Annotated in this window: 18 protein-coding genes; 3 read left to right on the top strand and 15 right to left on the bottom strand. The window is 71.7% G+C overall.

Going from position 1 to position 18928, the window contains the following annotated elements; genetic code table 11:
* Window positions 1-100 precede the first annotated feature (100 nt).
* Entirely contained in the window at window positions 101-1123 is a 1023-nt protein-coding gene (locus V6S67_RS05435) for an NADPH:quinone reductase (protein WP_334209281.1), read from the top strand.
* A gap of 34 nt (window positions 1124-1157) precedes the next feature.
* Complete coding sequence (locus V6S67_RS05430) at window positions 1158-1541, top strand: YchJ family protein (protein ID WP_334209280.1); 384 nt, start codon at window positions 1158-1160, stop codon at window positions 1539-1541.
* Window positions 1542-1572: 31 nt separating this feature from the next.
* On the opposite strand, the gene V6S67_RS05425 is transcribed toward V6S67_RS05430, so the two are convergent.
* From V6S67_RS05425 to V6S67_RS05370, 12 genes are all read right to left on the bottom strand, one after another.
* A complete protein-coding gene (locus V6S67_RS05425) occupies window positions 1573-2838 on the bottom strand; it encodes a glycine C-acetyltransferase (RefSeq protein ID WP_334209279.1) in 1266 nt (421 codons plus the stop codon).
* Between the two features lie 14 nt (window positions 2839-2852).
* Window positions 2853-3896: an L-threonine 3-dehydrogenase gene (tdh, locus tag V6S67_RS05420; protein ID WP_334209278.1), complete on the bottom strand. Its 1044-nt coding sequence runs from the start codon at window positions 3894-3896 to the stop codon at window positions 2853-2855.
* A 148-nt stretch (window positions 3897-4044) separates the two neighbouring features.
* A complete protein-coding gene (locus V6S67_RS05415) occupies window positions 4045-4944 on the bottom strand; it encodes an aminoglycoside phosphotransferase family protein (protein WP_334209277.1) in 900 nt (299 codons plus the stop codon).
* 22 nt (window positions 4945-4966) lie between these two features.
* The gene (gene gatB / locus V6S67_RS05410) at window positions 4967-6481 is read right to left on the bottom strand and encodes an Asp-tRNA(Asn)/Glu-tRNA(Gln) amidotransferase subunit GatB (RefSeq protein WP_334209276.1); all 1515 of its coding nucleotides are present in this window, start codon (window positions 6479-6481) and stop codon (window positions 4967-4969) included.
* Window positions 6481-7995 carry an Asp-tRNA(Asn)/Glu-tRNA(Gln) amidotransferase subunit GatA gene (gene gatA, locus V6S67_RS05405; RefSeq protein ID WP_334209275.1) on the bottom strand — a complete coding sequence of 505 codons (1515 nt, stop codon included), beginning with the start codon at window positions 7993-7995 and terminating at the stop codon, window positions 6481-6483. The genes gatB and gatA overlap by 1 nt, the downstream gene beginning before the upstream one ends.
* A 3-nt stretch (window positions 7996-7998) precedes the next feature.
* Window positions 7999-8295, bottom strand: coding sequence for an Asp-tRNA(Asn)/Glu-tRNA(Gln) amidotransferase subunit GatC (gene gatC / locus V6S67_RS05400; RefSeq protein WP_334209274.1), 297 nt, complete (start codon window positions 8293-8295; stop codon window positions 7999-8001).
* A gap of 112 nt (window positions 8296-8407) precedes the next feature.
* A complete protein-coding gene (locus V6S67_RS05395) occupies window positions 8408-8929 on the bottom strand; it encodes a GNAT family N-acetyltransferase (protein ID WP_334209273.1) in 522 nt (173 codons plus the stop codon).
* 44 nt (window positions 8930-8973) lie between these two features.
* Window positions 8974-9231: a hypothetical protein gene (locus V6S67_RS05390; RefSeq protein WP_334209272.1), complete on the bottom strand. Its 258-nt coding sequence runs from the start codon at window positions 9229-9231 to the stop codon at window positions 8974-8976.
* 194 nt (window positions 9232-9425) lie between these two features.
* The gene (locus V6S67_RS05385; RefSeq protein ID WP_334209271.1) at window positions 9426-10577 is read right to left on the bottom strand and encodes a glycerol dehydrogenase; all 1152 of its coding nucleotides are present in this window, start codon (window positions 10575-10577) and stop codon (window positions 9426-9428) included.
* A 97-nt stretch (window positions 10578-10674) separates the two neighbouring features.
* The gene (locus tag V6S67_RS05380; RefSeq protein ID WP_334209270.1) at window positions 10675-11709 is read right to left on the bottom strand and encodes an NAD(P)-dependent alcohol dehydrogenase; all 1035 of its coding nucleotides are present in this window, start codon (window positions 11707-11709) and stop codon (window positions 10675-10677) included.
* Complete coding sequence (locus V6S67_RS05375) at window positions 11706-12563, bottom strand: metal-sulfur cluster assembly factor (protein ID WP_334209269.1); 858 nt, start codon at window positions 12561-12563, stop codon at window positions 11706-11708. Before V6S67_RS05375 ends, V6S67_RS05380 begins: the two co-directional genes overlap by 4 nt.
* Window positions 12560-13606, bottom strand: coding sequence for an amidohydrolase family protein (locus tag V6S67_RS05370; protein ID WP_334209268.1), 1047 nt, complete (start codon window positions 13604-13606; stop codon window positions 12560-12562). The genes V6S67_RS05375 and V6S67_RS05370 overlap by 4 nt, the downstream gene beginning before the upstream one ends.
* A gap of 146 nt (window positions 13607-13752) precedes the next feature.
* Between V6S67_RS05370 and V6S67_RS05365 the strand changes: the two genes are divergently transcribed.
* Window positions 13753-15252, top strand: coding sequence for a GAF domain-containing protein (locus V6S67_RS05365; protein WP_334209267.1), 1500 nt, complete (start codon window positions 13753-13755; stop codon window positions 15250-15252).
* A gap of 19 nt (window positions 15253-15271) precedes the next feature.
* On the opposite strand, the gene V6S67_RS05360 is transcribed toward V6S67_RS05365, so the two are convergent.
* Genes V6S67_RS05360 through ligA form a run of 3 tightly spaced genes read right to left on the bottom strand, consistent with a single transcriptional unit; the run spans window position 15272 to window position 18896 of the window.
* The gene (locus tag V6S67_RS05360; RefSeq protein ID WP_334209266.1) at window positions 15272-15736 is read right to left on the bottom strand and encodes a DUF2087 domain-containing protein; all 465 of its coding nucleotides are present in this window, start codon (window positions 15734-15736) and stop codon (window positions 15272-15274) included.
* Window positions 15733-16581, bottom strand: coding sequence for an inositol monophosphatase family protein (locus V6S67_RS05355; protein ID WP_334209265.1), 849 nt, complete (start codon window positions 16579-16581; stop codon window positions 15733-15735). The genes V6S67_RS05360 and V6S67_RS05355 overlap by 4 nt, the downstream gene beginning before the upstream one ends.
* Entirely contained in the window at window positions 16578-18896 is a 2319-nt protein-coding gene (gene ligA, locus V6S67_RS05350) for an NAD-dependent DNA ligase LigA (RefSeq protein WP_334209264.1), read from the bottom strand. Before ligA ends, V6S67_RS05355 begins: the two co-directional genes overlap by 4 nt.
* Between the last annotated feature and the right edge of the window lie 32 nt (window positions 18897-18928).

The raw sequence follows: 18928 nt of genomic DNA, 5'->3' as shown, positions 1-18928 counted from the left end.
GGCGCTCCCCCATCCGGGGCGTCCGGTGTGCTCTCCCCGTCGATCGGGCGGACCCCGAGCCCGGGGAATACCGTCCGGGCACTGACGGTTCCCGCTAGTCGTGAAAGCAATCGTCTATTCCTCCACCGGTCCCTCCTCCGTTCTCTCTCTCGTCGACCGCGACGTCGCGACGCCCGGTCCGGGCGAAGTGCGAGTCCGCATCGTCAACTCCGGCGTGAATCCCACGGATTGGAAGGCCCGCGCCGACGGCGACCTCCCGTTCCCCGAGGTGGTCCCCAACCAGGACGGCGCCGGAGTCGTCGACGCGGTCGGGGAGGGCGTCACCGAGCCGCAGGTAGGCGACCGGGTATGGATCTACCTGGCTGCTCACGGCCGCCCGACGGGGACCGCCCAGGAGTTCACCGTGATTCCCGCCGAACGGGCTGTCCGCCTGCCGGACGGCGTCGATCTCGAGGTGGCAGCCAGCCTGGGTGTACCGGCGATGACGGCGCACCGCGCCCTGACCGTCCACGAGCAGGGGCCGTCGCGACTCGCTCCCGGCGCCCTCGAGGGACGCACAGTCCTCGTCCAGGGCGGCGCCGGAGCCGTAGGCCACGCAGCGATTCAACTCGCCGTCTGGGCAGGCGCAACCGTCATCGCAACGGTCAGCAGCGACGCGAAGGCCGAGCTCGGTCGCGCCGCGGGGGCCCACCACGTTCTCCGCTACCCCGACGATTCCCTCGCCCAACGCATCCGCGAGGTCGCTCCAGGCGGCGTCGACCATGTCGTGGAGGTGTCCCCCGGGCAAAACGCCGCGCTCGACGTCGAGGTGATCGCCAACCATGGCTCCATCGCGTACTACGCGAACAACAATGGTGACGACTTCACCGCCCCCGTGATCGCGAGTTTCGCGAAGAACGTCCGCTGGCAGGGCCTGCTGCTCTACACGGTGGGTCAGGATGCGCTCGTCGCTGCGGCGGAGGACATCACGGCGGCGCTGAGCAGCGGGGTATTGCCTGTCGGGAAGGCTGCCGGACTCCCCCTCTCCTGGTTTCCGCTCGAGGAGACCGGCGCCGCTCACGACGCCGTCGAGAACGGTGTGACCGGCAAGGTCATCATTCGCGTCTCCGACGAGAACTCCTGAGCGATCGACCCTTCCCGGTCAGGAGAGGAATCGTATGACGCTCGACGACTGCCCCTGCGGAACCGCTCTGCCGTATGGGGAATGCTGCGGGCCGCTCCACCGGGGAGGGGCAGCGTCGACGGCGTTGGCACTGATGCGCTCACGGTTCTCGGCGTTCGCTCTCGGGCTCGAGAGGTACCTGCTCGATTCGTGGGACCCATCGACACGTCCGGATACCGTCGATCTCGACGGGGACGTCGAGTGGCGGCGCCTGCAGATCGTCGACACGGCCCTCGGCGGCGACCGCGACGACGCCGGCGTGGTGGAGTACCGGGCGTCGTTCCGGAGGGCCGGGCGGTCGGGGCTGCTGCAGGAGCGCAGCCGATTCGTCCGGGTGGAAGGGCGCTGGATGTATGTCGACGGGGACGTGCTCCCCTAGGACCTGCAGGAACCCGCGAGGTGGTACCGGATTACGCGCCACCCACGTGCGCGCCCGGCGCGCCGGCGTCGGACGCCTGCCCGCCATCCGCTCCCGGACTGCCCGCGTCCACCTCGGCACGCGCGGCGACGAACGCCTGCACGCACGCCTCGATGTCCTCCCCGGTGTGCGCTGCGGAGAGCTGCACGCGGATGCGGGCGGCGCCCTTCGGCACCACGGGGTAGCTGAACGCGGTGACGAAGACGCCGTGCGCGAGCATGGCGTCGGCGGTGCGGGCGGCGAGCACGGCATCACCGAACATCACCGGGATGATCGCGTGCTCGCCCTCGAGGAGGTCGAACCCCTCCTCGGTCATGCGGCGGCGGAAGAGGGCCGCGTTGCGGGTGAGGGTCTCCCGGAGCTCCCCGCTGTTCTGCACGAGGTCCAGTGCCGTCAGTGTCGCGGCGACGATGGAGGGCGCGAGGGAGTTGGAGAACAGGTACGGGCGGGCCCGCTGCCGCAGCAGGGCGACGATCTCGGCGCGGGCGGCGACGTACCCGCCGGACGCCCCGCCGAGCGCCTTGCCGAAGGTCCCCGTGAAGATGTCCACCCGGCTCGCGACCCCCGCGTGCTCCGGGGTCCCGGCGCCGGTCGCGCCCATGAAGCCGACGGCGTGGGAGTCGTCCACCATGACCATCGCGTCGTACCGCTCGGCGAGGTCGCAGATGGCCTCGAGCGGTGCGAGGTAGCCGTCCATGGAGAAGACGCCGTCCGTGACGATCAGGCGGCGCCGGGCCCCCGAGGCGTCCTGCAGCTTCGCCTCGAGGTCCGCCATGTCCCGGTTCGCGTAGCGGAAGCGCTGGGCCTTGGACAGGCGGATGCCGTCGATGATCGACGCGTGGTTCAGCGCATCCGAGATCACGGCGTCCTCCGCGCCGAGCAGGGATTCGAAGACCCCGCCGTTCGCGTCGAAGCAGGAGGAGAAGAGGATGGTGTCCTCGGTGCCGAGGAACTGCGAGACGCGCCGCTCGAGGTCGAGATGGAGGTCCTGGGTGCCGCAGATGAAGCGCACCGAGGCCATGCCGAACCCGCGCTCGTCGAGGGCGGTCTTGGCCGAGGCGATGATGTCCGGGTGGTCGGCGAGGCCGAGGTAGTTGTTGGCGCAGAAGTTGAGGACGTCGGCGTCCCCGGCGTCGAGCGCTCCGGCCGTGATGTGGCTGGACTGCGGCGAGGAGATGCGCCGTTCGTGCTTGAAGAGGCCGGCGCTGCGGATGTCGTCGAGTTCACCGGCGAGCTGGTCGCGGACTGCTGAGTACATGGTGTTCCTGCTTCCTAGAAGGTGGTCCAGTCGAGGACCACTTTGCCGCTGGCGCCGTCGCGCGCTGTTGTGAAGCCCTGCTGCCACTGGCTCGCCGGCAGGCAGTCGGTGACCACGGACGCGACCGCCTCGCGCAGCGTCCCGTTGGACTGCAGCATGGCGCTCATCGCGTACCAGGTCTCGAACATCTCCCGTCCGTAGATGCCCTTGAGGGTGAGCATATGCGTCACCACCTTGCCCCAGTCGATGGAGATGGGGCCGGACGGCAGACCGAGCATGGCGATCTTCCCGCCGTGGTTCATGTTGTCGATCATCTCGGGCAGGGCGGTCGCGTGGCCGGACATCTCCATCCCGATGTCGAAGCCCTCCTTCATGCCGAGCTCGCGCTGGGCGTCGGCGACGCGCATGCGGCTGACGTCGACGGCGATGTCCGCGCCCACGCCGCGGGCGAGCTCGAGGCGCGGGGCGGAGACGTCGGTGATCGCGATCTTCCGGGCCCCGGCGTGGCGGGCGACGGCGACGGCCATGAGCCCGATGGGGCCGGCCCCGGTGATGAGGACGTCCTCGCCGACGAGAGGGAAGCTGAGCGCGGTGTGGACGGCGTTGCCGAAGGGGTCGAAGACGGCGCCGAGCTCGGGGGTGATGGTCGCGTCGTGCACCCAGACGTTGGTCTCGGGGACGACGACGAACTCGGCGAACGCGCCGTCGCGCTGCACGCCGACGCTCGAGGTGTGGATGCACATCTGGCGGCGGCCGGCCCGGCAGTTGCGGCAGATCCCGCAGACGATGTGCCCCTCGCCGGAGACGCGGTCGCCGATGCGGATGTCGCGGACGCCGTCCCCGAGGGCCACGACCTCGCCGTAGAACTCGTGGCCGGGGATGAGAGGGGCCGAGATCATGCCCTGCGCCCAGGCGTCCCAGCTCTCGATGTGGAGGTCCGTCCCGCAGATGCCGGTGGTGATGACCCGGATCTTGACCTCGCCCCACCCCGCGTCGGGTTCGGGCCGGTCCACGAGTTCGAAGCCGGGATGAGCCCCGGATTTGTACAGCGCCTTCACTGAACGATTCCTTCCAGGCCGCCCGGTCCTCCAGCGGGGTGGGCTGGGCCTGGCGGTTCGAGTGCAGGGCGGGATATTGCCCGGGGCAACACTACCAGCGGCCGCCGGCGTGGGGCCCGTCGGGCGGCCGGGCGCGAGACGGCGCCGGTCAGTCCTCCAGCACCGCTCCGAGGACCCCGACGCCGAGTGCGTGGAGGGCGGGGGCATCGTCCGACGCCGCCGCGAGGGCGCTGCCCAGGCTCACCGCCCAGCCTCGCGCGCGGGCCCAGGTCGCGGCGTCGGTGGGGCGCAGCGCCTCGAGTGCCGTGCGGAACGTGGCGCGGCCGGCGGCGTCGAAGTGCAGCCAGGCGGCGGCGAGGTCCGTCGCCGGGTCCCCGGCGCACAGGTCGCCGAAGTCCACGACGCCGGCCAGCGCGCCGTCCGGGGCGAGGACCACGTTGGCCGGGTGCAGGTCGCCGTGCAGCCACAGCGGCGCGTCGGACCAGACCGGTGCCGCGAGGGACTCCTCCCAGACCTCCAGCAGCGGCGCGGCGGATCCGCCGGGGGCCGCCGGCAGCGACGCGAGCCGCGCCCGGACGGCGTCGTCACGCGCCGCCAGCGGACCGCCGCGGCCCACGGGACTCACGGGGGCGTCCGGCGGGGCTGGACGCTGGAACGCGGCGAGGAACCGTGCAAGCGGGACGGCCGTCGAGGAGCGCCCGGACCGCGGGACGGTCAGGCCGCCGACCCCGTGGATCCATCGGGACACGGACCAGTGCCACGGGTAGCCGCAGCCCGGCACGCCGGCCCGCACGGGCGCCGACGTCGGCACGGACAGGGACGCCGCGAGGCCCGGGAGCCACTGCTGCTCGGCGACCATCAGGGCGTCGGCGACGGCGCGCCGCGGCAGCCGCACCACGAGGTGCCCGCCCAGCCGGAAGAGCGTGTTGTCCCATCCGCCGCCGACGGCCCGGACGGGCAGGTGCGCGAGATCGGGCATCTGCGCAGCGAGCAGCGCGGCGACGAGCGGAGCCTCGATGTCGAACTCCGCCGCCGGCATCATCGCCATCCGAACCCCCTGTTGACCCGCGCTACCCCTCGACGCCGAGGCGCTGCAGGATGAGCTCGCGGACACGGCCCGCGTCGGCCTGCCCGCGGGTCGCCTTCATGACGCCGCCCACGATCGCCCCGACGGCCTGGATCTTGCCGCCGCGGATCTTCTCGGCGACGTCCGGCTGGGCCGCGAGGGCGCCGTCGATCGCCTCGAGGAGGGGTCCGTCGTCGGACACGACCGCCAGGCCGCGCTGCTCCACGACCTCCGCGGGCGTGCCCTCACCGGCGAGGACGCCGTCGAGCACGTCGCGTGAGAGCTTGTCGTTGATCTTGCCGGACTCGATGAGCGCGTTGAGCTCCACGATCAGCTCGGGCGTGACGCCGAGCTCCGCGGGCTCCACGTCGGCGAGCTTCGCGCGGCGGGAGATCTCGCCCATCCACCACTTGCGGGCGACGGCGGCACTCACACCGGCGGCGATCGTGTCCTCGATGGAGGACATGACGCCGGCGTTGACGACGTCGCGGAACTCGGCGTCGGAGTACCCCCAGTCGGCCTGGAGGCGCTTGCGGCGCTCGGCGGGCGGCTCGGGCAGCTCGGCACGGAGCTTCTCGATCCAGGCCTCGTTCGTCACGACAGGAACGAGGTCCGGCTCGGGGAAGTAGCGGTAGTCGTCGGCGTCGGACTTGGGGCGCCCGGACGTCGTCGAGCGCGTGTCCTCGTGCCAGTGGCGCGTCTCCTGGATGATGGGCGTGCCGGAGTCGAGGACGGCGGCGTGGCGCTGGATCTCGTAGCGGACGGCGTGCTCGACCGAGCGCAGGGAGTTCACGTTCTTGGTCTCTGTGCGGGTGCCGAACTTCTCCTGGCCGTGCGGGCGGAGGGAGACGTTCGCGTCGCAGCGCACGTTGCCGCGCTCCATGCGGGCGTCGGAGACGCCGAGGTTCTTGACGATCTCGCGGATCGCGGCGACGTAGGCCTTGGCCAGTTCGGGGGCCCGGGAACCGGCGCCCTCGATGGGCTTGGTCACGATCTCGATCAGGGGGACGCCCGCGCGGTTGTAGTCCACGAGGGAGAACTCGGCGCCCTGGATGCGGCCCGTGGAGCCTCCCATGTGCGTGAGCTTGCCGGCGTCCTCCTCCATGTGGGCGCGCTCGATCTCGACGCGGAACACGGTGCCGTCGGCGAGCTCGATGTCGATGTGCCCGTCGTACGCGATCGGGTCCTCGAACTGGGAGGTCTGGAAGTTCTTCGGGGTGTCCGGGTAGAAGTAGTTCTTCCGCGCGAAGTAGCACTTCTCGGCGATCCTGCAGTTCAGCGCGAGGCCGATCTTGATCGCGGACTCCACGGCCACACCGTTGACGACCGGCAGCACGCCGGGCAGGCCGAGGTCCACGGGCGTGACATTGGTGTTGGGCACGTCCCCGAACGCGTTGGGCGCGGAGGAGAACATCTTGGTCCTCGTGTTGAGCTCCACGTGGACCTCGAACCCGAGGACGGGATCGTACTTCTCCATCGCCTCGTCGAAGGTCAGGATCTCATCGGTTACTGCGGTCATTACTTCCCACCTGCACTCTGTGTGATCTCCGGGGCCTGGGCCAGCAGGGGCCCGCCCCAGCCGGCTTCGAGCAGTGATTCGAGGACGGCGCCCACGCGGTACAGGCGTGCGTCCTGGCGGGCGGGGGCGAGGAGCTGGATGCCGACCGGCAGTCCGTCCTCGTCCGCGAGGCCGCCGGGCAGCGACAGACCGGGGACGCCGGCCAGGTTCGCCGGGATGGTGGCGACGTCGTTGAGGTACATCGCCAGCGGGTCGTCGAGCTTCTCCCCCAGCCTGAACGCCGTGGTCGGGGCGGTCGGCGAGACGAGCACGTCGGCCTGCTCGAACGCGGCGGCGAAGTCGCGCTGGATGAGCGTGCGGACCTTCTGCGCCGAGCCGTAGTACGCGTCGTAGTACCCGGCGCTCAGGGCGTAGGTGCCGAGGATGATGCGCCGCTTGACCTCGTCGCCGAACCCGGCGGCACGCGTGGCGCCCATGACGCGCTCGATCGTCGGGGTGCCCTCGGGCACCACACGCAGGCCGAAGCGCACGCCGTCGTACTTGGCGAGGTTGCTGGACGCCTCCGACGGCATGATCAGGTAGTAGGCGCCGAGCGCGTACCGGAAGTTCGGGCAGGAGACCTCGACGATCTCCGCGCCCGCCGAGCGCAGCAGCTCGAGCGACTCGGAGAAGCGCGTGAGGACGCCGGCCTGGTAGCCCTCGCCCTGCAGTTCCTTGATGACGCCGATCCGCATGCCCTCGACCTGGCCGAGGCGCGCGGCCTCGACGAGCGCGCCGACGGGGTCGGTCAGCGACGTCGAGTCGTGCGGGTCGTGCCCGCCGATGACCTCGTGCAGCAGGGCGCTGTCGAGGACGGTGCGGGAGACGGGGCCGATCTGGTCGAGCGAGGACGCCATCGCGATCGCGCCGTAGCGGGACACACCGCCGTAGGTGGGCTTCACGCCGACGGTCCCGGTGACGGCGCCGGGCTGGCGGATGGAGCCGCCGGTGTCGGTGCCGAGGGCCAGGGGCGCCTCGAAGGCGGCGACGGCCGCGGCGGACCCGCCGCCGGAACCGCCGGGGATGCGGTCGAGGTCCCAGGGGTTGCGGGTGGGACCGAACGCGGAGTGCTCGGTGGAGGAGCCCATGGCGAACTCGTCGAGGTTGGTCTTGCCGAGGATCGGCATCCTCGCGGCGCGGAGCCTGCGGACCACGGTGGCGTCGTAGGGGCTCTGCCAGCCCTCGAGGATCTTCGAGCCGGCCGTGGTGGGCTGGCCCTTGGTGACGATGAGGTCCTTCACGGCGATGGGCACGCCGGCGAGCGGGTGCAGGGTGTCGCCGTCGGCTCGGGCCTTGTCGACCCCGGCGGCGACGAGCAGCGCCTCGTCCGTGTTGACGTGCAGGAACGCGTTGATGGCGCCGTCCACAGCGCCGATGCGGTCGAGGTGGGCCTGCGTCACCTCGACGGCGGAGACCTCCTTCGCCGCGAGCTTCTGCGCGAGGGTGTCGGCTGAGAGGTGGATGATCTCGGTCATGGGTTACTCCCCGTCCAGGATGGCCGGCACCTTGAAGCGGCCGTCGGCGTTGTCGGGCGCGCCGAGGAGGGCCTCGTCGTTGCTGAGCGTCTCGCCCACCACGTCGTCGCGGAACACGTTGCTCAGCGGGATGGGGTGACTGGTCGCGGGGACGTCGTCGCCCGCCACCTCGCTCACGGACTTGATGGAATCGACGATCACGGCGAGCTCGCCGGCCATGCGGTCGAGCTCGTCGTCGTTCATGTCGATGTGGGCGAGCCGCGCGAGGTGCGCGACGTCGTCCCGGTTGATCTCAGCCATGGATCTCCCAAGGAAGTCGGAGGTGGGTGTCTGCCTCCAGTCTAGTGGCGGCGTGGCGGGCGCCCGGCATCGGGCGGGCCCGACGCCGGCGGCTCCCGGCCGGTGCCTCGCGTCAGAGCGGAAGGCGGAAGACCCAGAGCAGGATGTCCTCGTTCGGGACCTCCCAGTCGCGCTCGGGGACGCGGACGAAGCCCATCGATTCGTAGAGGCGGTGCGCGCGGACCATGTCCGATCCGCTCGTCAGGCTGACGGCCTCGATGCCGGGCAGGCTGCGGGCGTGCTCGATGATGCGCTCCACCATGGCCCGGCCCACGCCGCCCCGCTGCACGGCCGGATCCACCGCGAGCATGCGGAACTCGAGCTCGCCCTCGACGGCGATGTCCGTGTACCGCTGGCCGGCGAAGGTCAGGGCGACCGATCCGACCACGGCGCCGTCGCGCTCCGCCACCCAGACCTCGGCGTGCTCGGCGCGGTGCTCGATGTCGGCCAGCACCGCCATGTAGGGGTGCGCCTCGTCGGCGAAGTAGCCGGCCTCGAGGTAGGCGCCGCGCGTGATGCGGCGGACGTCCTCGTAGTCCTCGGGCTGGACGGGCCGGATGATGGTGCGGGAGTCGGAGAGGGCGTTCGTGGTCACCGGCCTATTTTGCCACGCAGCGGCCCTGCCCGGGGGCGGGGAGGTCAGACGTCGGTGCCGCCCCGCCCACCGCGGAACAGGTTGCCGCGCAGGGCGTAGAGCTGCGCTCCCCCGAGCACGAACGCGATCAGGATGCAGAGTGCCGGCGGGAGCGACGTCGTATAGAGGAGCACGAAGCCGAGCGAGGCGGCGAAGACGGCGACCGCCACGACCACGAGCAGGCGCGCCGGGCCGGGGAGCAGTCGCGCGGGCCTGCGGGCGGGCCGGTCGGCGCCCGCTCCGGGGTTCCGGTCAGCTGCCACGGTGTCTCCTCCTCCGGCTGCTCCGGCTGCTCCGGGCCGCCCGGCGCCGGCCTCCGGCCTCCGCCCCATGATTGTCGCGCGCGGAGGGCCGGTTCGTCACCCGCTGCGACGGACCGGCCCGGATCGGCGCGCGGCCGGCGGAGGGCCCGGTACGGGGCCTTGTCAGTGGGAGGCCTTGTCAGTGGGGGGCCTTGTCAGTGGGAGGCCTTGTACGGTGTCGGCCCGGGGAGGCCCGCCTCCTCCCTGATGCGCCGCGAGGACCGTTCGATCGAGGCCAGTGCCGAGACCAGGTCGGCGGCCCTGACCTCGAACGGCATGGCGTGGATGGTCTCCCCCGGCACGGTCGCTGCGGCGGCGACCAGCTCGAGCTCCTCGGTGTCCTCCGGCGTGAGCCCCACCTCGGTGAGCGTGGTGGGGAGGCCGACCCGCGTGGTGAACTCCACGAAGTCCCGGATCTCGCTGGTCGGGGCGCCCTCGAGCACGAGCTGGGTCAGGGAGCCGATGTTCACCTTCTGGCCGTGCGCCAGCCCGTGGGTCTGCGGGGCGGCGGTCAGGCCGTTGTGGATGGCGTGCGCCGCCGCGAGGCCACCGGACTCGAAGCCGAGGCCGGAGAGCAGGGTGTTGGCCTCGATGACCTTCTCCAGGGCGGGCGTCACCAGCCGGTCGCGGACCGCGTCGAGGGCCGGCAGCGCGTTGTCCCACAGGACGTCCCAGCTCAGCCTCGCCAGGGCCGTGCCGGTGAGGGTCGGCAGTCCGCCCGCCATGGTCCGTGAACCCGACGCCGCCGTCGCCCGTGCCTCGAGCCAGGTCGCCAGCGCATCGCCCACCCCGGCGGCGAGGAAGGCCGCCGGGGCGTTGGCGATGATCTGGGAGTCGACGAGGACGAGGTCCGGGTTGCGCGGGAAGAAGCGGTACTCCTCGAACGCGCCCTCCTCGGTGTAGACGACGGCGAGGGCCGACGTCGGTGCGTCGGTCGACGCGACCGTGGGCACGGTGACCCACCGGATGCCCGCCAGGAAGCCGGAGGCCTTGACGGCGTCGATGGTGCTACCGCCGCCCACCGCGACCGCGACGTCGGCCTTCGTGCTCGCGATGACGCCGACGAGGCGGTCGATCTCCTTCGCCGACGGCATGCCGCCGAACGCCTCCCGGGTGACGGGGAGCCCCGCCGCCTTCAGGGACGTGGTCACGTCGTGTCCCACGAAACCCCACACGACGTCGTCGGCGACGATCAGCGGTGTGCTTCCGATGGGTGCGAGGTACTCCCCGAGCCGGGAGATGGCTCCCGGGCCCTGGGCGTACCGGCCCGGGCTGATGACCGAGCGGATGGGACTGGTGGCGTTCATGGGAACCTCCTGGACGTCGTTGTCGATGGTTGTGCCGATGGCTGATGTCGCCGGCTGATGTCGCCGGCTGGTCTCGCTGGCTGGGTCGCCGGTTCCGTCAGGGGACGAGGATGGCCCTGCCCCTCACCCTGCCCGCGTCGAGGTCGTCGATGGCCTGCTGGAAGTCGTCGAGCGCGTACTTCTGCGTGTGCAGGGTGACGGCGCCGCGGGCGGCGAGCGCCATGAGGTCCTGCAGGTCGTTGTAGGAGCCCACGAGGTTGCCGATGATGTTGATCTCGGCCGAGACGATGTCGATCGTCGGCACGTCGATGTTCTCGCCGTAGCCGACCACGTAGTAGTCCCCCGCCCGGCGCAGCATCGCGATCCCCTGCGCGGTGGCGCCGCCCTCGCCCACGAAGTCCACGAGCGCCTCCGCGCCCTTCCCGTCGGTGAGGGCGAGGACCTGCTCCACCTGCGTGCCGTCCGCGAGGACGCCCACGTGCGCCCCGATGTCCCGGGCCAGGTCGAGGGCCGCCTCGTTGCGGTCGACGACGACGAGCCGGGCAGGGGTGAGCGCCCTCAGGACCTGGATACCGATGTGCCCGAGCCCGCCGGCCCCGATGACCACGCAGGTGTCGCGTGCCGTCAGCCGCTTCGCGGCCTTCGCGGCGGCGTGGTAGGCGGTGAGGCCGGCGTCCGCGAGCGCGGCGACGTCGGCCGGTTCCAGCGAGTCGTCGATCCGGACGACGGACCGCGCCGTGGTGAGGAGGTACTCGGCATAGCCCCCGTTGGTGTCGATGCCGGGGAATTGGCTCTCCTCGCAGTGCACGTCGTCGCCCGACCGGCAGGCACGGCAGAGGCCGCACGTGATGAGGGGGTGGAGGATGACCTTGTCACCCGGGGCGACGCTCGTGACGGCGCCGCCGACGGCGTGCACCCAGCCGGCATTCTCGTGGCCGATCGTGTAGGGCAGGTGGACCTGGGACTTCTCCGCCCACTGCCCCTCGAGAATGTGGAGATCGGTGCGGCACACCCCGGCGCCGCCGATCCGGACGACGACGTCGAACGGGCCGGTGGCGCTCGGCATCGGCACCTCGGCCATCTTGAGGGCCTCGTGGTAGCCGACCACCTGGACGGCGCGCATCGTGCTCATGAGTGGGGTCCCTTCACTGTGAGGTTCAGTAGTCCGTGCTGGTCCGCGGGTTCCGAGCCCTCGGGCCGGAAGGCCTGGTCCGTGCCGGAGCCTTCGTAGCGGGTGCGGAGGAGTCCGCGGCAGAAGTGCGCGTTGCCGTCGATCGAGATGCGCGTCGAACGGGCTCGCCGCAGGGCCAGGGGGACGGCCTCCTCGGGGTACGTGCGGCCCTCGGCGTCGACCAGGACGGGCGCGCCGTCGTCCCCGGGGAGCCCGAGCGCGGACCGGCGTCGCAGCAGCGCGTCCTTCTCGCGACCGGCCGGGAGGTCGCCGAGACGGACGCGGCCGAGCTCTTCCTCGGGAAGATCCCGGTCGGCGCGCAGCAGGCCCGTGAGGCACCGCTCCATGGCGGCGGTGTGGGCCTTGCGGCGGAACGTGCCCCGCAGCTCGTCGAGGCTGTCCTCGGCCTCGTGGCGGAAGGTGCCGCGGTAGCCGGCATCGGCGGCGAGTCCCGCGTTGATCAGGCCGGAGTCGTGGTGGTCGTCCAGTTCGACGATCACCGTCCCCACACCGGGGATCGCCGAGATGGCGTCCTTGCTGTCGGATGCCATCAGGTACGCGAAGTTGGGTGAGCAGAAGGAGGTGGGGAGGCGCAGGTGGACCTCCACCGTGGCGCCCGCGTCGACGGCACCGCGTGCCACGCGGACGGACCGGACGAACCCGAGCTCGGTGATGGGCTCGTCGAGCTCGGGGTCGAGGACGGTGTGCAGGCTTCGACGGACGACGTCGTCGGTGACCACGCCCGCCGGCGGCTCCGCTCCGAGGTGCGCATCGGGGTGTGCATCGAGGGGTGCTTCGAGGGGTGCTGTGGTCATCGGGCACTCGCGAGGTCGGCCCGTTCCGGCTGCCGGGGGCCGGTGGCGGTCTCCGCTGCGTCGGGGATCTGCAGCTCCGCCGGTACCGGGATGCCGTACATCTTCGCCGCGTTGAGGCCGAGGATCTTCTTCTTCTGTGCCGTGGTGAGCTGCGCGTACTCGGTCATGTCCTCGGGGATCTGGAAGTCGACGAACCGTTCCACCAGCCACCGCGGCGTCCACAGTGCGTAGTCGCTGGAGAACTGGATGCGGTCCTCCCCGATCCAGTAGATGAGCTCACCGATGATCTGCGCGAAGTACCGTGGGCGGCTGTGCATGAACGGCATCGCCACCGCCAGCCCGCCGTGGACATTGGGTTCCTGGGTGGCGATCCAGCAGAAGTCCTCCAGCCGGGGCAGGCCCACGTGCTCCACGATGAAGTTCAGGTCCGTGAAGTCGGAGGCCGCGTGGTCGACGTCGGACACGTCGAACGCGTCGCGGTCGAGGGGCCGGATGGTCGGGCCCTTGTGGACGTGGATGTTCCTGATGCCGAGCTTGCGGCACTCCTCGAAGTACCGGTACGTCCAGGGGTCGGAGAGCTTGTAGCCGCGGGACTCGCCGTGCCACTCGGCCGTGTACAGCTTGACGCCCTGGAAGCCCATCCGCTCGTGGTCCGCGCGCAGCTGGTCGAGCCCCGCCTCGCCCTGCCGGGGGTCGAAGCAGTGGTTGTACGTCAGCCGGTCCGGGTTCGCCGCGGCCAGGCCGTAGGCCTCCTCCGTCTGTCCGAACCCCCGGTGGTAGAACTCGCCGAGGTATGCCGGCTGGAAGATGGCGTGGTCCACGTACCCGTCCGTGAACAGGTCCTTCATGAGGCGTTCGCCGCCCTGGTATAGGTACTCGTCGTACGTCCACTGCTCGGACTCCGGGGAGAGGTTGCGGTGGTAGTCGTAGAAGCAGTCGATGAACTGCTTGCCGTGGATGTTGCGCTGGTTCTCCGGACGCGCGTCCCAGAGGGCTATGTGCGCGTCCACGATGAAGTAGTTCTCGCCGTCTTTGCTGTACATCTCTGATCTCCTTCTCGTGACTGCCGTAGTCGCGACAGGACCGAGACTAGGTGCGAAGATGGCTTCCACCATGCGATGCGTGTCTCAGTTTGAGACGCCCGCACATGGACGCAGCCTCGACCCAGCGAACGAGGAGGGCGGCAAGGGTGCCGACTCGGGATGACGGGATCACTCCAGCGGGGGCCGGCAGCGGCCGGCTGGTCGTCGCTGCCAGGCGCCTCGTCGCGTCCTGGCAGCGCAGCGAGGAGTACGGGGTGTCGGCGGACATGGTGGACCCCACCTGGGCCGGTACCGTGCAGGCGGACTCGCTCTACTCCTCCTGCGGGCAGGAGGTGCTCACCGCGCTGCACCGCACGCTGGCGGACGAACCGATCAGCCTCATGCTCACCGACGCCGACGGACTGCTGCTCGACCGGCTGAGCGGCAGCCCGGGCCTCCTGCGCTCGCTCGACCGGGTGCACCTGGCGCCCGGCTTCACCTACTCGGAGCGCGACGCCGGGACCAACGGGATGGGACTGGCGCTCGCCGACCGGGCTCCCGCCCTGGTCCGCGCGGAGGACCACTACAGCGCGAGCCTGCGGACCTACACGTGTGCCGCGGTCCCGGTCTTCGATCCGGTGAGCGGTGCCCTCGAGGGATGCGTGAACATCACCACGTGGTCGAGGTCCTCCCCCGCACTGCTGCTCGCCCTGGCGCAGTCGGCCGCCGGGAACACGGCGGCGCTGATGCTGGCACGGTCCCTGGGGCGCCGGCAGCGAACCGGCCGGAAGGGCGGCGGCGTCTTCCGCCTGCAGCGGGGCGGGCTCGAACCGGCAACCGGGACGCTACGGACCCTGTCCACGGCCTGGACGGTCGCGCTCGACGCCGCGACCGGCGCCCTCGACACCGGGCGGGTCGTCGCCGCCGTCGGCGAGCACGGCTCGGGGCGGGTGACCCTCCTCGCGCAGGCGCTCCGCCGTGCGCGCCCGGGCACGCGGATCCTGTCCGCCGCCGCGCCCGCGCCCGAGGACGTCGACGCCTGGCTGTCGCTGTGGACCCCGGAGCTCGCCAAACCGGACACCGCGGTCATCGTCGAGAACGCCGACCTGCTGCCAGCCTGGGCCGCGCAGGAGCTCCAGGGCCACGTCACGCGCGCGCTCCGGGCGCTTCCGTCGTCGGCGGACGGGGCAGCCCACCCCCTCGCCTGGGCGGTGACCGCCACCGAACTGGAGGCCGTGCCGCATCCCCTGGCGGCCTCGGTCGACACCGTGATCCCGGTCCCCGCACTGCGCGACCGGGGCGACGACGTCCTGCACCTGGCACGGTACGCCGCCCGGCAGACCCGGCAGCGCGAAATCGGCCTCACCCCTGCGGCGGAGCGGGCACTGCTGGCGCACGACTGGCCCGACAACGTGGACGAGCTCTTCACGGTGATCCATGACGCCGCGGTCCGTGCGGAGACCATCGACCTCCAGCACCTGCCCGCCCACCTCCTGGGCGGACCCGGCCTGCACCTGAGCCGGATCGAGGCGTTGGAGCGCGACGAGATCGTCCGCAGCCTGGCTCGGCCCGGGGTGACCGTCGCGGCGGCGGCCGCGGAACTCGGCATCAGCCGGGCCACGATCTACCGCCGGATCGCCAGACTGGGTATCAGGGTGCCGAGGTGAGCGCTCCTGCCCGGAGGCGTCAGGACGTCCCGACCCGCCGGTAGCCGGTGCCGTCCGGGTAGCGCTCCATGAAACCGTGGTCCACGAGCGCGCGCCGCAGGGTGGGGATGTCGCGGGTGACGGTGGCGAGCAGCCGGTTGACCTCCGGCTCGCTGATCTCCTCGTCGGCCGGGAGCAGCCGCTCGGCGAGGTGCGCGAGCAGGTCGGTGCGGTCCTGCCCTGCGCGCGGCAGGCCGTCGATCCGCCCGTCCCGGAAGAACCGGTCCACGCCCTTCGGCGTCCCCGGCCCGGCCGCGGCGAGCACCTCCTTGAACAGCCCGCCCGCGACGGTGAGCTCGGGCGTCAGGAGCCCGGCGTCGACGAGGCGCTGCACCTCCCGGGGCGCAGCCTCGAGCGGCTGCCCGAGGACGGCCCGCGCGTACAGCGCGCGGGAGCGCTCCCCCGCGAGCGTGGACAGGACCTTCTGCCAGGACGGGGTGGTCATGGGTGCCTCTCGGTGGACGGGGGATCGGTGAGGGAGCGGAGAAGATCGGCGGGTGCGGCGAGCGTGACCGCGGCGAGTCGCTCGGCCTCGGTGGGGCCGCCGTCGAGCACGGACCGCAGCGGCGGCCGGACGACGACGACGCCCGCCTCCTCGGCGATGAGGGCGCCGGCCGCGATGTCGTGTTCGTTGAGGCCGCGCTCGGCGAAGGCGTCGAGGGTGCCGTCGGCCACCATGCACAGGTCGAGGGCGGCCGAGCCGAGGCGCCGGATGTCGCCGAACCCGTGCAGGAGCGCGCCGAGGTCCCCGACCTGCTCGGCCCGGGTCGCGGCGTCGTACGCGAAGCCTGTGGCGAGCAGCCGCCCGCGCTCGGCGCCCGGTCCCGTGAGGCGGCGCACCCCGGTCCGGTCGCTGAGCCAGGCGCCGCCGCCGCGGGACGCCCAGTAGATGCGCCCGAGGGCGGGGGCGTGCACGACGCCGGCGAGCCAGGTGCCGTCCTCGTCGGCAGCGGCGACGGACGTGCAGTAGTAGACGATGCCGCGGATGAAGTTGGTGGTGCCGTCGAGGGGGTCGATCGACCAGCGGATGCGGGCGCCGTCGTGCCTGCCGGCGGGCACCGTGGTGCCGAGCTCCTCGCCGGTGATGATGTCGTGCGGGCGGGAGTCCCCGATGACGGAGCGCACGGCCCGCTCGGCGGCGAGGTCGTACGCCGTCACCCAGTCGCTGTCCGAGCTCTTGCTGGTCGCCCCGAGCGCCGACGGGTCCCTGCGGGCGAGGACGTCGGCGCCGGCGGCCGCGGCATGCCGGGCCACGTGCAGGAGTGCCCCGGGCGAGGGCGCGGGACTCATGCGGTGGTCCCGGCGGCCGATCCGCCGGCTCCGGCCTCCAGCTCCTCGGCGACCTCGGCGTCCTCGCTCGGGTCGCCGGCTGCGACCCCCGCCGGTTCGTCGCCGTCCGGTCCGTCGCCGTCCGCAGGGGCCGGTCCGTTCGCGAGCAGGGCCGTGAAGCCGTCCTCGTCCAGTACGGGGATGCCGAGCGCCTCGGCCTTCTCGAGCTTGGTGCCCGCGTTCTCGCCGGCCACCACGTAGCTCGTGTTCTTCGACACCGACCCGGCGGCCTTGCCGCCGCGCGTAATGATGGCTTCCTTCGCCTCGTCGCGGTTGTAGCGCTCGAGGGATCCGGTGACCACGACGGTGAGGCCCTCGAGGGTCCGCGGGGTGCTCTCGTCCGCCTCGTCCTCCATGCGCACGCCCGCCGCCGCCCACCGGTCCACGATCTCGCGGTGCCAGTCCTCCGCGAACCACTCCCTGAGCGCGACGGCGATGGTGGGGCCCACGCCGTCGACGTGCGCGAGCTCCTCCTCGCTCGCGGCACGGATGCGGTCCATGGAGCCGAACGCGGTGGCGAGGGCACGCGACGCGGTGGGGCCGACGTGCCGGATGGACAGGGCGACGAGGACCCTCCACAGCGGCTGCTTCTTCGCCTTCTCCAGCTCCGTGAAGAGCTTGCGGGTGGTGGCGCTCGGCTCGGACGGCTTCTTGGCGGTGCCCTTCGAGTAGAAGTAGGGCACCAGCTCGCGTCCCGTCACCACGCCCTTGACCTTCCTGTCCCGCTCGATCCGGACGTCGGCCAGCTTCTCCGGCGTGAGGTCGAAGATCTCGGCCTCGGTGGTGATCGGCGGCACCGCGGGTTCGGCGGGCTGGGTCAGGGCGATCGCCGCCTCCCAGCCGAGTGCCTCGATGTCGAAGGCACCCCGGCCGGCGAGGTGGAACACGCGCTCGCGCAGCTGGGAGGGGCAGGAGCGGGCGTTGGGGCAGCGGATGTCGACGTCGCCCTCCTTCGCCGGCTGCAGCGGGGTGCCGCAGGACGGGCACTCGGTGGGCATGACGAACGGGCGGACCTTCGCGGGGTCGCGCAGGGCCATGACCGGTCCCACGATCTCGGGGATGACGTCGCCGGCCTTCCGCAGCACCACGATGTCGCCGATCATCACGCCCTTGGCCTTCACGACCTCCTGGTTGTGCAGGGTGGCCATGCCGACGGTGGACCCGGCGACCTTCACGGGTTCCATGAGGCCGAACGGCGTGACGCGGCCGGTGCGGCCCACGTTCACGAGGATGTCGAGCAGCCTCGTGTTCACCTCCTCGGGCGGGTACTTGTACGCCACGGACCAGCGCGGCACGCGGGACGTGTGGCCGAGCGCCCGCTGCAGCGCGAAGCTGTCCACCTTCACCACGATGCCGTCGATCTCGTGCAGCAGGTCGTGGCGGTGTTCGCCGTAGTGCCCGATGAACTCGATGACCTCGTCCTGCGTGGCGAGCACCCTGTAGTAGGGCGAGGTGGGGAGCCCCCAGGCCTTGAGGAGCTCGTACGTCTCGGATTGCGTCTCGGCGGCCAGCCCCGTGCGCGCGCCGATGCCGTGCACGTACATGTCGAGGGGACGCTCGGCCGTCATGGCCGGGTCCTTCTGCCGCAGCGACCCGGCGGCGGCGTTCCTCGGGTTGGCGAACGGTGCCTTGCCGGCGGCGACCATCCGCTCGTTGAGCTGCGCGAACTCCTTCGTGGGGAAGAACACCTCGCCGCGGATCTCCACCTCCTCGGGGTGGTCGCTGCCCGCGAGGTGCCGCGGGACGGAGGCGATGGTGAGGACGTTGTGGGTGATGTCCTCCCCCGTCACGCCATCGCCTCGCGTGGCGGCGCGGACCAGCTCGCCGTCGCGGTACAGCAGGTTCACGGCGAGGCCGTCGATCTTGAGCTCCGTCAGCCAGGCGATCGTCGCACCCGGGCTGCGCTGCTCGACTCCGGCCGACGCCCGGTCCAGCCAGGCCATCAGCTCGTCGAGCGAGAAGACGTCCTCGAGGCTGTACATGCGGGCGAGGTGGTCCACGGGGGCGAAGGCGGCGGACACCTCCCCGCCCACCTCCTGCGTGGGCGAGTCGTTCGCGACGATCTCCGGGTGCAGCGCCTCCAGCTCCTCGAGCCTCCGGAAGAGGGCGTCGAACTCCGCGTCGGAGATGGTGGGGGCGGCGTCCTGGTAGTACGCGGTGCGGTGCGCACGGATCTCCTCGACGAGCTGCGCGTACTCCGCCCGGAGCTCGTCCCCCGGCGGCTGACGGTCGGCGGATCCGGCGGTCTGGGCTGCGTCTTCGGTTCCTGTGGTCACTTTCCTTATCTTGCCCTACGGCCCTGACACCG

The sequence above is a fragment of the Arthrobacter sp. Soc17.1.1.1 genome (genome assembly GCF_036867195.1).
GTDB lineage: Bacteria > Actinomycetota > Actinomycetes > Actinomycetales > Micrococcaceae > Arthrobacter_D.
This window is presented reverse-complemented; position numbering and strand designations above follow the sequence as displayed.

Bases quoted from the DNA above. Each gene is read 5' to 3' on its own strand.
- gatB (WP_334209276.1), bottom strand. From the start codon at position 6,481: ATGACCGCAGTAACCGATGAGATCCTGACCTTCGACGAGGCGATGGAG.
- gatA (WP_334209275.1), bottom strand. From the start codon at position 7,995: ATGACCGAGATCATCCACCTCTCAGCCGACACCCTCGCGCAGAAGCTC.
- V6S67_RS05385 (WP_334209271.1), bottom strand. From the start codon at position 10,577: ATGAACGCCACCAGTCCCATCCGCTCGGTCATCAGCCCGGGCCGGTAC.
- V6S67_RS05425 (WP_334209279.1), bottom strand. From the start codon at position 2,838: ATGTACTCAGCAGTCCGCGACCAGCTCGCCGGTGAACTCGACGACATC.
- V6S67_RS05430 (WP_334209280.1), top strand. From the start codon at position 1,158: ATGACGCTCGACGACTGCCCCTGCGGAACCGCTCTGCCGTATGGGGAA.
- V6S67_RS05380 (WP_334209270.1), bottom strand. From the start codon at position 11,709: ATGAGCACGATGCGCGCCGTCCAGGTGGTCGGCTACCACGAGGCCCTC.
- V6S67_RS05415 (WP_334209277.1), bottom strand. From the start codon at position 4,944: ATGGCGATGATGCCGGCGGCGGAGTTCGACATCGAGGCTCCGCTCGTC.
- V6S67_RS05355 (WP_334209265.1), bottom strand. From the start codon at position 16,581: ATGAGTCCCGCGCCCTCGCCCGGGGCACTCCTGCACGTGGCCCGGCAT.
- gatC (WP_334209274.1), bottom strand. From the start codon at position 8,295: ATGGCTGAGATCAACCGGGACGACGTCGCGCACCTCGCGCGGCTCGCC.
- V6S67_RS05370 (WP_334209268.1), bottom strand. From the start codon at position 13,606: ATGTACAGCAAAGACGGCGAGAACTACTTCATCGTGGACGCGCACATA.
- V6S67_RS05375 (WP_334209269.1), bottom strand. From the start codon at position 12,563: ATGACCACAGCACCCCTCGAAGCACCCCTCGATGCACACCCCGATGCG.
- V6S67_RS05360 (WP_334209266.1), bottom strand. From the start codon at position 15,736: ATGACCACCCCGTCCTGGCAGAAGGTCCTGTCCACGCTCGCGGGGGAG.